The sequence below is a fragment of the Neobacillus sp. BF23-41 genome, from assembly GCF_041106275.1.
Window position 1 is genome coordinate 199,094 of record NZ_JBGBPR010000001.1, and the last position, 13,381, is coordinate 212,474.

Annotated in this window: 13 protein-coding genes; 1 reads left to right on the top strand and 12 read right to left on the bottom strand. The window is 38.2% G+C overall.

Annotated features, from left to right (window positions below):
* Positions 1–2: 2 nt before the first annotated feature.
* The 4 genes from fapR to AB7942_RS00870 form a co-directional block, all read right to left on the bottom strand.
* Positions 3–569, bottom strand: a complete 567-nt coding sequence (fapR, locus tag AB7942_RS00855; RefSeq protein ID WP_369445461.1) for a transcription factor FapR — start codon at positions 567–569, stop codon at positions 3–5.
* 142 nt (positions 570–711) lie between these two features.
* Positions 712–2,760 carry an ATP-dependent DNA helicase RecG gene (gene recG / locus AB7942_RS00860; protein WP_369445462.1) on the bottom strand — a complete coding sequence of 683 codons (2,049 nt, stop codon included), beginning with the start codon at positions 2,758–2,760 and terminating at the stop codon, positions 712–714.
* Positions 2,761–2,963: 203 nt separating this feature from the next.
* Positions 2,964–4,646, bottom strand: a complete 1,683-nt coding sequence (locus AB7942_RS00865; RefSeq protein WP_369445463.1) for a DAK2 domain-containing protein — start codon at positions 4,644–4,646, stop codon at positions 2,964–2,966.
* A 37-nt stretch (positions 4,647–4,683) separates the two neighbouring features.
* A complete protein-coding gene (locus AB7942_RS00870) occupies positions 4,684–5,046 on the bottom strand; it encodes an Asp23/Gls24 family envelope stress response protein (RefSeq protein ID WP_088086349.1) in 363 nt (120 codons plus the stop codon).
* A gap of 284 nt (positions 5,047–5,330) precedes the next feature.
* Here AB7942_RS00870 and rpmB point away from each other — a divergent pair, with 284 nt between their 5' ends.
* Positions 5,331–5,519 carry a 50S ribosomal protein L28 gene (gene rpmB, locus AB7942_RS00875; protein ID WP_026566424.1) on the top strand — a complete coding sequence of 63 codons (189 nt, stop codon included), beginning with the start codon at positions 5,331–5,333 and terminating at the stop codon, positions 5,517–5,519.
* Between the two features lie 154 nt (positions 5,520–5,673).
* Here the strand turns inward: rpmB and spoVM are convergent, their stop codons facing one another.
* From spoVM to rsmB, 8 genes are all read right to left on the bottom strand, one after another.
* Positions 5,674–5,757, bottom strand: a complete 84-nt coding sequence (gene spoVM / locus AB7942_RS00880; RefSeq protein WP_035445740.1) for a stage V sporulation protein SpoVM — start codon at positions 5,755–5,757, stop codon at positions 5,674–5,676.
* Positions 5,758–5,862: 105 nt separating this feature from the next.
* Positions 5,863–6,510: a thiamine diphosphokinase gene (locus AB7942_RS00885; protein ID WP_369445464.1), complete on the bottom strand. Its 648-nt coding sequence runs from the start codon at positions 6,508–6,510 to the stop codon at positions 5,863–5,865.
* Positions 6,511–6,565: 55 nt separating this feature from the next.
* Complete coding sequence (gene rpe, locus AB7942_RS00890; protein ID WP_369445465.1) at positions 6,566–7,210, bottom strand: ribulose-phosphate 3-epimerase; 645 nt, start codon at positions 7,208–7,210, stop codon at positions 6,566–6,568.
* Positions 7,211–7,212: 2 nt separating this feature from the next.
* A complete protein-coding gene (rsgA, locus tag AB7942_RS00895; RefSeq protein WP_369445466.1) occupies positions 7,213–8,094 on the bottom strand; it encodes a ribosome small subunit-dependent GTPase A in 882 nt (293 codons plus the stop codon).
* A gap of 89 nt (positions 8,095–8,183) precedes the next feature.
* The gene (gene pknB / locus AB7942_RS00900) at positions 8,184–10,175 is read right to left on the bottom strand and encodes a Stk1 family PASTA domain-containing Ser/Thr kinase (RefSeq protein WP_369445467.1); all 1,992 of its coding nucleotides are present in this window, start codon (positions 10,173–10,175) and stop codon (positions 8,184–8,186) included.
* The gene (locus tag AB7942_RS00905; RefSeq protein ID WP_335439826.1) at positions 10,172–10,930 is read right to left on the bottom strand and encodes a Stp1/IreP family PP2C-type Ser/Thr phosphatase; all 759 of its coding nucleotides are present in this window, start codon (positions 10,928–10,930) and stop codon (positions 10,172–10,174) included. Before AB7942_RS00905 ends, pknB begins: the two co-directional genes overlap by 4 nt.
* Positions 10,931–10,935: 5 nt before the next feature.
* Entirely contained in the window at positions 10,936–12,027 is a 1,092-nt protein-coding gene (gene rlmN, locus AB7942_RS00910) for a dual-specificity RNA methyltransferase RlmN (protein WP_369445468.1), read from the bottom strand.
* 3 nt (positions 12,028–12,030) lie between these two features.
* A complete protein-coding gene (gene rsmB / locus AB7942_RS00915; protein WP_369445469.1) occupies positions 12,031–13,380 on the bottom strand; it encodes a 16S rRNA (cytosine(967)-C(5))-methyltransferase RsmB in 1,350 nt (449 codons plus the stop codon).
* Between the last annotated feature and the right edge of the window lies 1 nt (position 13,381).

Below are 13,381 nucleotides of genomic sequence, written 5' to 3' on the forward strand. Positions count from 1 at the left end.
CTTTACCGATTTTTCGAACGGTACATTTCAAATTCTCCGGTAAAAACAAGTTCATTATTTACAAAACTTGTCACTTCGACACTTGTTCTGCCTAAGTTCCCATCGATTTTTGTTACTCTGGCCTTGGCTATGACACGCTCATTTAATTTTACCAAACGTTTAAATTGAATATTCGCCTTTGCTGTCAACGCCAATTCATCGTTAATGACGGCTACTGCTAGGGAATTTGCCTGTGCGAAAACATGATGGCCACGGGCAATGTTATTACGAATAAACACATGTTCTTTTTTTACATCAAAAATCGAAATGGCATTTTGATCCAATTCTATATGAATAATTTCACCAATGACTTCTTCAAGCGGAAGGGAGAGGACCTCATCATCAAATCGTTTTTCAGCAACAGTCTTAATTCGTTCCCTTAGTTCCGGGATTGATAACTCTAACCGATCAAGACGGATTGTTTGTACACTTACTTGGAATTTTTCTGCTAAATCTTCATCAGTAATAAATGGATTATCTTCTATTGTAGAGGTTAACAATTGCTGGCGCTCTTTTTTACTTTTTCTCATAAATTTTTACACCGTCCGAGATCTTATGACTAGGTACTAATAGTAGTATAAAATTTGAAATAGCAGATTGCAAGAGTTTGTTTTTTATACATAGCATCTGCTTTTTTTATTCTGGAATTCATTTAAAGGGAAAAAAACTTTATTAATCAAGCTTTTCCCCTTCTAATACACCTGATTCTTCAAGCATTTTTCTTAAAAATTGATATTCTTCCGCTGTCCAAAAGGTTTTTAATTGGATAAGCATCATCGCATCACTTCTCGCTGTTTCTAGTGCCCGATAATCATGAACCATATCTGCAACCTTAAATTCAGGAACACCGCTTTGTTTTCTGCCAAAAAAGTCGCCAGGACCTCTGAGTTCTAAATCCTTTTCACTTAGAACAAATCCATCGTTTGTTTCTGTCATGATCCGCATTCTTTCTTGGCCCACTTCTGATTTAGGACTAGCAAGCAAAATACAGTAGGATTGATCGCTGCCACGTCCAACACGTCCACGCAGCTGGTGAAGCTGAGACAGGCCAAATCTTTCAGCATCATAAATAACCATCATAGTCGCATTTGGTACATTAACACCGACCTCAACAACTGTAGTTGAGACAAGCACCTGTACTTCGTTGGTACTAAACGACTTCATTACGGAGTCTTTTTCTTCCGAACTTAAGCGCCCGTGCATAAGGCCCGCTTTATAACGGTTTTGAAAGTAGTGACTTAGAGTAGTAAATACATCAATAGCGTTTTGGACATCAAGCTTTTCGGATTCTTCAATAAGCGGGCAAATTACATAAGCTTGGTGTCCTTTTTGTAATTCTTTTTCAACAAAGGCAAGTACACGCTCAAGCATTTCCGGCTTTGCCCAGTAAGTTTCAATTGATTTTCGGCCTGCTGGCATCTCGTCAATAATGGAAACATCCATTTCACCAAACACCGTGATTGCAAGCGTTCGAGGAATCGGTGTCGCTGTCATAAATAAAACGTCAGGATTCTCGCCTTTTTCCCTGAGCACTCTTCGCTGCTCGACCCCAAATCGATGCTGTTCATCGGTAATAACAAAACCGAGTCTTTTGAAGGTGACCTCATCCTGTATGAGGGCGTGCGTACCAATTAATAGATCAACGTTCCCTTCTGCCAGTTCATGAAGGATTTCCTTTCTCCGTTTACCCTTAATAGAACTCGTTAAAAGCTCGCACCTGACATCAAATGGTTCTAGCATGCTTTTTAAGCTTTGTGCATGCTGCTCTGCTAAAATTTCTGTTGGTACCATTAGAGCACCTTGGTAACCTGCTGTTACACTGGCATATAAACCAATTGCAGCCACTACAGTTTTCCCCGAACCAACATCCCCTTGCAACAATCGATTCATACGCAGGGGTGATTTTAGTTCCTCTAACAATTCATTGACAACCCGTGTTTGAGCATTTGTTAACGGAAAAGGAAGACTATTGATAAAACCCTCTACCTGAGTAACGTTATAGTTTTGGCAAATTCCTGGGGAATGTTCCCGTTCAAATTTCCTTAAGGCCTGCATTTTTAGTTGAAACATAAGAAATTCTTCATATACAATGCGCCTTCGTGCCTGTTTCACAACCTCTTGGCTGCTCGGAAAGTGCATTGCTTCAATCGCACTCTGTCTATCAAGAAGGCGATACTTTTTTAAGAATGCTGCTGGCAGTGTTTCTTCAATAAATTGTCCATATTGCTGGAAAGCAATGCTGATAAATTTTCGTATTCCCTTTGTCGTTAATTTCCCTCTTAATGAGTATACAGGCTCAAAATCCTTTGTCTTGGCGTTTGTGCCTGACTGCATTTCATTTGCAGTGATCGTTTGCCTATGGGCATCCCATTTCCCTGTGACCGTTATCGTTTCATTAATAATGATTTTATTTTTCAAATAGGGTTGGTTAAAAAAGACTACTTTGATTAAATGAGAACCAACGAAAAGTCGGATCATTAGTTTGGATTTCTTCCTTCCATAATAGACAAGAGAAGGCTCGCTATGAACCTTCCCTTCCACTGTTACTTTCTCATCATGCTGTACCTCTGTTATTTCACGAAGGCGGTAATCTTCATAACGATAAGGAAAATATTCCAATAAATCTTGTATCGTAAAGATTTTCATTTCTGAAAAAATCTCAGCAGTCTCTTCACCAATTCCCTTAATAACAGTTATTGATTGATTAAGATGTGGATTCACTATAACACGACTCCCCCACTAAGCGCTGTTTTATCTATTGATATTTTTTTAATTTACTTTTTCTAACTTCTTTTTTACAAACAGGCTGTGTTATACTTGCCTGTTGATTTCCGCTCCAATCAACATTGCTACAAAATCAACAATGACCTGTAACACAGCCTACAAAAAAAAGAAGGGAACTCCCCTTCTATTTTAGCGGTTCATTATTCAATTGAAAAGATAAATGAATACAACGGCTGCCCGCCGTTATGGATTTCTACTTCTACATCTTCATAAGTCTCTTCCACAAACTGTGTTAGCTGATTTACTTCTTCTTCGCTAACGTCTTCCCCATAAATAATGGTCAAGATTTCTGAATCGTCCTCGAGCATTTGTGAAAGTAATTCTTCAGCTACTTTTCCTTTGTTCTTGTTCTTTACCACAATTTTCCCTTCAGCAATACCCATAAAATCATCTTTCTCGATTTCTAAACCATCAATCTGGGTATCTCGTACAGCGAAGGTTATTTGACCAGTCTTTACGTGTTTTAGGGCATCATTCATTGCAGACTCATTGGCGTGAAGTTCCGCTGACGGATTAAATGCTAAAAGAGCCGAAAGTCCTTGAGGGACAGTTTTGGATGGTATGACATAAATATCTTCTTCTGCCACATCGGCTGCCTGCTGGGCTGCCATAATAATGTTTTTATTATTAGGTAAAATAAATACCTTTTTAGCATTAACTTCCTTAACAGCCTTCACGATATCCTCTGTACTTGGATTCATCGTTTGCCCGCCTTCTATTACGGCATGGGCGCCAATACTTCTAAATAAATCTGCAATACCTGCTCCCATGGAAACCGCTACAATTCCGTATTCTTGCTGCTCTTTTGGCGGCTTCTGTTGTACAGCAACGGGTGCAATATGTGTTTCACCAACAATATTGGTATGTTGTTGACGCATGTTTTCAATCTTCATATTTATTAAATTTCCGTACTTTTGCCCGTAGCTTAGTACTTCGCCAGGCTGTTCGGAATGTATATGGACTTTTACAACGTCTTCATCCGCTATGACTAATAAAGAATCACCTAATTTGCTGAGGTCATTTCGGAAAACCCCTTCACTGAAAGGATGCTTGGCTGTCTTTTCCTGTTCAAAGCGAACCATAAATTCGGTGCAGTATCCAAATTCAATATCTGCCGTGTTAATATGTCCCTGGACATTTTTGTGGTGTTCAGTATTAACCAATTCATCCATAGAAAGAGATGCAGAAGGTGTATCGGGAAGTTTTTCGCCTTTTAGGACCGCAAGAAATCCTTCGTAAACAAACACAAGACCTTGTCCTCCACTATCGACAACACCGACTTCCTTTAACACTGGAAGCAGATCAGGAGTGCGCTTTAATGAAGCTTTTGCTTCTTGTAAAACTTCTTCCATAATTACAATAATATCATTTGAATTCAAGGCAGCTTGTACGCCCTTTTTAGCTGAATCCTTTGCTACAGTTAAAATGGTTCCTTCAACAGGTTTCATAACTGCTTTATACGCAGTTTCTACTCCAGCCTCGAGGGCATGGGCAAAATCATTCCCTGAAATTTGCGCTCTCATTTCTACTGCCTTAGAAAAACCACGGAACAACTGTGAAAGGATCACTCCTGAATTTCCGCGAGCCCCCATCAGCAATCCTTTAGAAAGGGCTACTCCAACTTTACCTATATGTTCTTGAACATTATTTTTTACTTCTTTCGCCCCTGATGTCATTGATAAATTCATGTTTGTTCCAGTATCACCATCGGGCACGGGAAAAACGTTTAGAGCATCAACCATTTTTGCATTTGCAGCCAAATGATTTGCACCTTGAATCACCATCTCGGCAAAACGTTTTCCATCTAAAGCTGTTATTGACACAAACTTTCCTCCTCTACTTGAGGTTCGTTACACGAACTTAAGGGTTCGTCACTCGAACTCCCTGAACGTAAATATTAACCGAGTCAACGGCAAGTCCAACAGTCTTATCGAGGGTGTATTTAACCTTTGATTGCACGTTGTGGGCAATTTCGGAAATTTTCGTTCCATAGCTAACAATAATGTACATATCAATATGTAATGCCTCATTTTCTTGGCGGACGATCACGCCGCGAGTGAAATTTTCTCTTCGTAGTATTTCCGTAATTCCGTCCTTAATTTGATTCTTTGAGGCCATACCGACAATTCCATAACATTCGATTGCCGCTCCTCCAGCGATGGTCGCGATTACTTCGTTTGAAATATCAATTTGTCCGAACTTTGTTTTTAATTCAATGGACATGAATCGTTCCCCCTCTTGAAAAAATTGCTCCTTGACTACAGTCATTTTACTATAGTCAATGCAATATTGAAAGTTATTCCTGACTGTTTAATATAAGTGCATTTAAATAATAGGGATGTCAAGGTTTTTTTCTTGAAAGGTAACTATTGCAATCAAATAAGTTGTATGATAAATTATTAAGGTATCTCAAGTCTAGAAAATTTGTTCAAACAATTTTCTTTTTTCAGATGAGAATCTTAAAGATAGCTGTATAAAGCTTTTGGTAGTTAAGGAGGGAAATCATTATGCCACGTCAATGTGTTGTAACTGGAAAGAAAACAACAACTGGTAACGCACGTTCTCACGCTATGAACGCAAATAAGCGTACATGGGGTGCTAACCTACAAAAAGTACGTATTCTTGTTGATGGAAAGCCTAAACGTGTTTGGGTTTCTGCAAGAGCGTTAAAATCAGGTAAAGTAGAACGCGTTTAATATGGAAAAGGCATCCGATGAGGATGTCTTTTCTTTATATACAAAAAGTACAATTACTCTACAACCCTATTGTTCCCTATTTAACCAAATAAAAAGCACCCAAATTAAACGGGTGCCATTCGTTAATGAAAGATTATCTAGATAAAATCCCATGCTATTCGTTCTTTTTAAACGCCCCAATCATCGCACGGACAAGTCCGCCTAAAAATTTCGGCAGTTTAATTGTATAGAATTTCATACTGTCCCTCCTCACAAATCTCCCCAGCTTATTCATCTCAACTTTTTTCGAACGCCCTACCATTTTATTCAAACGAACGAAATCAGTACCAAATTGTATTGCATATTAATCGTGACTTCTTATCACTATTAATATGCCTTCAGAAAATGAAAAAGTACCATATTCACTAATAAGTTCATTACTAATACATAGTGTTGACCCGATTGAAATATGACGATTTTCCAAAGGAAATTTAAAGCCCCTTAGGGTGAGATTGCTGACATTTAGCGTTAAAGGAACAAAGGAAATATATTTTTTTTTGTTTATTTTTTCAATTGTATAGTGCCCGGGTTCTTTAATAAAAATGATGTTATAGCGGTCAATCAAGCAGATATCAGCCGAATTTTTGGCTTTGAACTGATTCAGCAATAAGTGAACATTGGCAAATAAATGATCAAGTCTCCCCCCAGTTGCACCGAACATACAGATCATACTTGGATTCTGATCAATTGCCCAATTGAGGGCTAACTCCATGTCTGTTTCATCTTTTTCCGGCTTATACTTCTTCAATTCTACTACCCGTTCTTCAATAAACATTAATTCCTCAGATGATACTGAATCGAAATCCCCAAAGGCAATGACCGGAGTTATATTTCTTTTTAACAAATGATAGACACCTCGGTCAACTCCGACCCAAATTGTATCCTTCTCTAGATACTCTGTTAAATCAGGTAATAGGCTTTCAGGTCCTCCGGCTAGAATATTAATAATCATAAAACTAACTCCTTTTCCATATGCAAAAAGCCAGCGCTAAAGCTGGCTTTTATCATTAACCTCTTATTTGCGAAATTGCCTTGGCATAATCTTCTTCATTATAAATAGCCGAGCCTGCAACAAGTACATTTGCACCGGCTTCCATGCATAGCTTTGCCGTTTCTGAATTAACACCGCCGTCAATTTCAATCTCAATGTCTAAGCCTTTTTGTTCTGCCATTTCTTTAACTTTTCTTATTTTCGGAAGTACCTCTGGTATGAATTTTTGCCCACCGAACCCTGGATTAACCGACATTAATAATACCATATCAATGTCTCCAATTATGTGCTGAATGGATTCCACAGGGGTTGCTGGATTTAAAACAACACCCGCCTTGATACCAAAGGATTTAATATTTTGGACTGTGCGGTGAAGATGGCGACATGCTTCCACATGTACGGTAATAAAATCGGCTCCAGCTTTGGCAAATGCCTCAATATATTGATCAGGGTTATCAATCATTAGGTGTACATCAAGTGGCAGCTTCGTAATCGGACGAATGGCCTCAACAATGAGCGGACCAATCGTAATATTTGGTACAAAGTGACCATCCATGACATCGACATGAATATAGTCTGCTCCACCTTTTTCAACAGCAATAATCTCTTCACCTAATTTCGAAAAATCGGCGGAAAGAATCGAAGGTGCTATTTTTACCATCTTTAATACCTCGGCTTTCTATCTTTTATCTCCTGTAGGAAATCCAGATAATGTTCATATCGGTACCTAGGGATTTCACCCGATTCAACTGCATGTTTCACACCGCACTTCGGTTCGGTCCCATGCAAGCATCCTCGGAATTTACAATTCTCACTTGCTCTTTGCATTTCAGGAAAACATGAAGTCAAATCTTCGGCTTCAATATTGGTAAATTCTAATGAACTGAAGCCTGGTGTATCTGCTATTAATCCATTTCCAATCTTTATCAACTCCACATGTCTTGTCGTGTGTTTTCCACGGCCAAGATGCGACGAAATATCATTTGTTTTCAAATCAAGATCAGGTCTAAGTACATTTAGCAAAGATGATTTTCCTACACCTGACTGACCGGCAAAAACAGATATTTTATTATCAATGTGTGGACTTAACAGTTCAACCCCCGCTTCTGTTTCGGAAGAAGTTAGGATTACTTTATACCCTGAAGACGAATACTGCTCTGCATAAATCTTAATCTTCTTTTGCTGCTCTTCGTTTGTGAGGTCCATTTTAGTGATACAAATAAGCGGTTCAATCCGATTAAATTCAACTAGCACAAGGAAACGATCTAAAAGAACAGTACTGAAATCTGGTTCAACAGCCGAAAACACAAGAATCGCTTGATCTACATTCGCAATGGGAGGACGTATCAATTCGTTCTTTCGTGTCTTCACTTCCATAATGTAGCCTTCCAAGTTATTTTCTGCTTGAAAAACAACTTCGTCTCCAACAAGGGGGGTAATTTTATTCTTTCTAAATACCCCTCTACCACGGCATTGGATCAACTTGTCATCATCAAGAACATAATAGAATCCGCTTAATGCTTTAACAATTTTCCCTTCAGGCATAGCCACACTCCTTGTCATTCATTTCGAAAACATCAACTAATCATTCAAAATTCTGTTAACTGATTTGATAAAGAACATATTAATATTAATTACTCTGTTTCTGGATAGTTAATTACGTCCTCTGCTATCACCTTGCTGTCACGAATAATCTTATAGCCCGCTTTTCCGCCATATGGAATAGTGAGTTCTATTTGTTTTTTTGTCGTTTCAGTTATAAAAAATGATTCGGCAGGTTCCGTCATACTATGATTCATATCTTCGATGTAGATTAAAACCTCTTGTTTTTGTACAGGATCTCCTGGCACTGGCACTGGGACAGTCGGTTCATAATCAATTGTTATATCTTTAACTACCGTTTTTGGCGGTTTTTCTTCTTTTCCTTTTGAAATAATGACTGATACCTTATCGCCTTTTTTCAGTTCTGTTCCAGACTTTGGAGTTTGTGAAATCACCATGCCAGCAGGAATTTTTTCATCATATTTTTCTTCTGAGACATTTAAAGTCAGCCCTACTAATAAGGCATAATCCTCGGCCCCTTTTAAATTGTATTCGGTTAGGTCCCTTAGGACAATTATTTCAGGTCCTTTACTGACTTCAAATTCTAATGCAGTATCTTCAGGAATAATTTCTTCGCCTCCTGATGGGTTTTGGCTAATAATGGTTCCTGGTTCACTCTCATCGTATTTCTCAGTTTTCAGAATATCTTTAAAACCCCTGTCTTCTAATAAACGGAAAATATCATCATATATCCGGCCTACATAATTAGATAGCTCAATTTTTTCTTTACCAGTACTAATATATAAATTAACCTTTGCGTTCTCCTTGACTGTACTGCCAATTTCGGGGTCGGTCTTGATAACCTTTCCTTCAGCCACCAGATCATCAGGAATTTCAACCTGTTTGTCAACCACTATTCCGCTGAGCTGAAGCTCAGAAATCGCATCATCAACATCCATTCCACTTACGTCAGGAATTTTGACGTCCTTAGCAGACAATAAATCAGGTAAAAATGTAACCGTTAATAGTCCGAGAATGAAAAGTATAAGGAAAGTCGAAATTAAGATCATCGGCCATTTTTTCCGCTTTTTCTTACTAGTTTTCTCCTTATTAGGTGTATCATTTTTGGCAGGCAATATTTTATCATTACTATGCACTAATGTTTCATCAAGGTTTTTATGTGGACGGTCATTTGTTATGATTGGAATGGCTTTTGTTGCTTCATCATCAATTGGAATAATAAACTTTGGTTCATCCATTCTTTCAGGATTTAGCGCCGTCCTTAAATCCTCCTCCATTTCATCGACACTGTTATAACGATGGAATTGATCCTTTGCCGTTGCTTTTAGGACTATATTCTCTACACTTTGCGGTATAGTTGAATTCCACCTTCTAACAGAAGGTGTTTCTGACTGGAGATGTTTCAATGCAATCGAAACGGCTGATTCCCCTGAGAATGGAAGCCTGCCTGTTAAAATTTCGAACATGACAATCCCAAGTGAATAAATATCAGATTTCCGATTAGCCATTCCCCCACGAGCTTGTTCCGGTGATAAATAGTGGACAGAACCTAACACAGAATTTGTTTGGGTAATGCTTGTCGCACTTAAGGCCATGGCTATCCCAAAATCAGTAATTTTCACACTGCCATTAGGATCAATTAGAATGTTATGCGGCTTTATATCACGATGAATAATATGATTTTGATGGGCATGGGAAATTGCAGATGTTAATTGCATCATTATGTCTAATGCCTTTTCTACACGGAGTGACGAATGCTGGTTTATGTATTGCTTTAATGTTTGCCCATTCACATATTCCATAACAATATAGTAAAGAGAATCCTCTTCACCCACATCATAAATACTAACGATATTTGGATGGGTAAGACTTGTGGCAGATTGTGCTTCTCTATGAAAGCGTCGAATAAATTCTTCATCATTGGCAAAGTCAAGGCGGAGCATTTTCACGGCAACTTCTCTGTCCAGTATCATATCATGTGCTAAATAGACATTGGCCATTCCGCCTCCGCCTATCATTTTAAGAATTTTATAGCGGCCGCTTATTCTTTTCCCAATAATCACTGCTCATCACCCAATTCAAAATCATTAGCATATTCTAATATGATCAGGGTAATATTGTCTTCTCCACCGTTATCATTTGCAATATTAATTAATGTGGAAGCCTTTTGTTCAAGTGATTCTTCATTTTGAAGAATTTTAACCATTTCTTGTTCGTTGACTTTATTTGACAATCCATCAGAGCATAAAAGGAGAAAATCTCCTTCTTCGAACATTATCGTTTTTAAATCGATTTTTACATCCTGTTCTGTTCCTAACGCTCTTAATATCCAATTTTTCCTGGGATGATGTTCTGCATCCTCTTTAGTGATTTGTCCAGTTCGGACTAACTCATTCACAAGTGTATGGTCCTCAGTTAGCTGCTTGAAGCCGGTATCATTTAAGATATAACAACGACTATCCCCCACATGTGCAATCGTTGTAAAATTTTCAGAAGCAATCACTGCCTCTATCGTAGTACCCATACCTTCACATTCCACGTGACTTCTTGAATGGTCAAACAATAATTGATTAACCTGGAGAACATGGGTTTTCAGCCATTCTTCAGCTTGATCTGCTGTACGAATTCCTTCAGATTTCTCCCACATTTCTTGTAGATGCGAAACGCTCATGCTACTAGCAACATCACCGGCAAGGTGACCGCCCATGCCATCTGCTACGATGGCAAGACGGTGTCCATCCCGATTAACAAAAGTACCACCACTATCCTCATTATTCTGGCGAACTCTACCCTGGTCCGTTTTAAAAACAGCCTTCACTTTTGTCACCTCGTCTCCTCTTTCCGCTCCTTTGCACGAAGTTGCCCACATGCTGCAGCGATATCTGAACCTTGCTCCCTGCGAATGGTTACATTAATACCTCGGTTTTTCAATGTTTTTTCAAAGGCAAAAATTTTATCTCTTGGAGTCCGTACATAATCTCTTTCAGGAACATAGTTTACAGGAATTAGATTCACATGACATTTTAATCCTTTTAATAATATAGCTAACTCTTCAGCATGCTCGACTGAATCGTTTACACCGCCAAAAAGACCATATTCAAAGCTTATTCGACGACCTGTCTTATCGATATAATACCTTACTGATTCCATTAAGTCATCAAGTTTATAAGCCTTATTAATAGGCATTAGCCTTGAACGTAATTCCGTATTGGGAGCGTGGAGAGAAATAGCAAAATTAATTTGTGTATTTTCATCTGCAAATTGATAAATTTTCGGAACGATACCACTTGTTGATACGGTTATATGGCGTGCTCCGATATTAAGAGCCTTTTCATGATTGATTATTTTTAAAAATGATAACATGTTATCATAATTATCAAATGGCTCACCAATTCCCATGATAACAACTGAATTTACACGCTCATCTGTTTCATCAAGTGTTTGCTGAACTTTTACAACTTGTGCGACAATCTCTCCTGCCTCTAAGTGTCTTTTTAAGCCGCCTAATGTAGAGGCGCAAAAAGTACACCCTATTCGGCAGCCTACCTGTGTCGTAACACAAACGGAGTTTCCATAATCATGACGCATTAGCACCGTTTCAATCGAGTATCCATCTTGAAGTTCAAAAAGGAATTTTATGGTTCCATCAGATGATGTTTGTTGAATCGCCGTATTTAATGTTGTTAATTCAAAATGGCTATCAAGCTTATCTCTTAATCCTTTTGATACATTACTCATATCCTCAAACGATGTAATTCGTTTTTTATAAAGCCATTCATAGATTTGTTCGGCACGGAATGCCTTTTCAGCATTTTCAGTTAGCCAATTCTTTAATTCGTTAAGCTGCAATGAATAAATTGATTTCTTCTTAATTTCCTTAGCTGTGTTTGTCTCAGTTGTATTTAATTGTACCAACTGTTACACCTTCTTCCTTAAGACTGCAATATAGAACCCATCAGACCCAAGATCTTGTGGGAATATCTGTAAATCAAAACCTGTAATCAATGGTTGGATAGCTTCAGGCATCCTGTTTTTAAATGATAAATCTCCTTCGAATTCAGGGTTATTCTCTAGGAATGTCTTAACCGTGTATTCATTTTCCTCTTTATCTACAGTACAAGTACTATAGACAAGTATGCCATCCTTTTTCAATAAAGGGGATACGGACATTAATAAGTCTTGTTGAATCGTACTTAACCGTTCAATATCCTTCTCTGTTTTTGTGTATTTCATATCAGGTTTTCTCCGCATTACTCCAAGACCCGAGCACGGAGCATCCAGAAGGATACGATCAAATGATTCTTTGTTGAATTTTTCCTGTATTTGTCTGGAATCTGAAACGCTTGTTTTTATATTTTCTAACCCTAGTCGCTTGGCATTATCATTGATTAATCTGACTTTGTGCTGATGGAGATCAACCGATATGACTTCTCCCGTATTATCCATTTTTTCAGCGATATGTGTACTTTTACCACCTGGTGCTGCACAAGCATCAAGGATAAATTCGTTCTGCTTTGCCCCTAATGCATAGGCGGCGAGCATCGAGCTTTCATCTTGAATAGTAAACATTCCATATTTAAAAGCAATGGTAGACGCTAAATTCCCTTTTAACGATCTGATCGCCTCAGGAATAATTGGACTTTTTTCGATTTGAAAACCATCTTCTTCTAAAATCGCAACACATTCATCTCTTGAAATTTTCGTGAGATTAACTCTAGCTGTTTGCAATGGTGCTGTTAGGTTTACTTCACACATTTCTTTTGTTTTTTCATAGCCAAATTGGTTAACCCATCGGGTAATTAGCCATTCAGGGTGGCTAGTTTCAAGTGATAGTCTTTTGTTTGGGTCCGAGACTTCCTCCATGGATGGGAGCCCTTCTCTTTGAATACTCCGCAATACTCCATTTACCAAACTTGCTATACCCTTATGACCACGACTTTTGGCAATTTCTACTGCTTCGTAGATCGCTGCTCTATCCGGAATTCGATCGAGATAAATCATTTGATAAAGCGTTAGTCTAAGTAAATGATGAACCCAATTGGCTAATTTTTTATTATCTTTGACAAAAGGCTCTAAATAATAGTCAAGTGCCATTCTTCTTTGTAAGGTTCCATACGTCAATTCCGTTAACAGTCCGACATCTTTAGGAGACAATTCGTGTTTTTCAATTGTATTATTAAGAAGTAAATTGCTGTAAGATTGGTTTTTCTCAATAGCAACTAAACTATCCATTGCGATTGCCCGTACATTATTTATTGTTGAAGTCATT

What these genes read in the sequence shown, in the direction of transcription:
- fapR (WP_369445461.1), bottom strand. Translation starts at nt 569, where the DNA reads ATGAGAAAAAGTAAAAAAGAGCGCCAGCAATTGTTAACCTCTACAATA.
- AB7942_RS00870 (WP_088086349.1), bottom strand. Translation starts at nt 5,046, where the DNA reads ATGTCCATTGAATTAAAAACAAAGTTCGGACAAATTGATATTTCAAAC.
- rpmB (WP_026566424.1), top strand. Translation starts at nt 5,331, where the DNA reads ATGCCACGTCAATGTGTTGTAACTGGAAAGAAAACAACAACTGGTAAC.
- spoVM (WP_035445740.1), bottom strand. Translation starts at nt 5,757, where the DNA reads ATGAAATTCTATACAATTAAACTGCCGAAATTTTTAGGCGGACTTGTC.
- AB7942_RS00885 (WP_369445464.1), bottom strand. Translation starts at nt 6,510, where the DNA reads ATGATTATTAATATTCTAGCCGGAGGACCTGAAAGCCTATTACCTGAT.
- rpe (WP_369445465.1), bottom strand. Translation starts at nt 7,210, where the DNA reads ATGGTAAAAATAGCACCTTCGATTCTTTCCGCCGATTTTTCGAAATTA.
- rsgA (WP_369445466.1), bottom strand. Translation starts at nt 8,094, where the DNA reads ATGCCTGAAGGGAAAATTGTTAAAGCATTAAGCGGATTCTATTATGTT.
- rsmB (WP_369445469.1), bottom strand. Translation starts at nt 13,380, where the DNA reads ATGACTTCAACAATAAATAATGTACGGGCAATCGCAATGGATAGTTTA.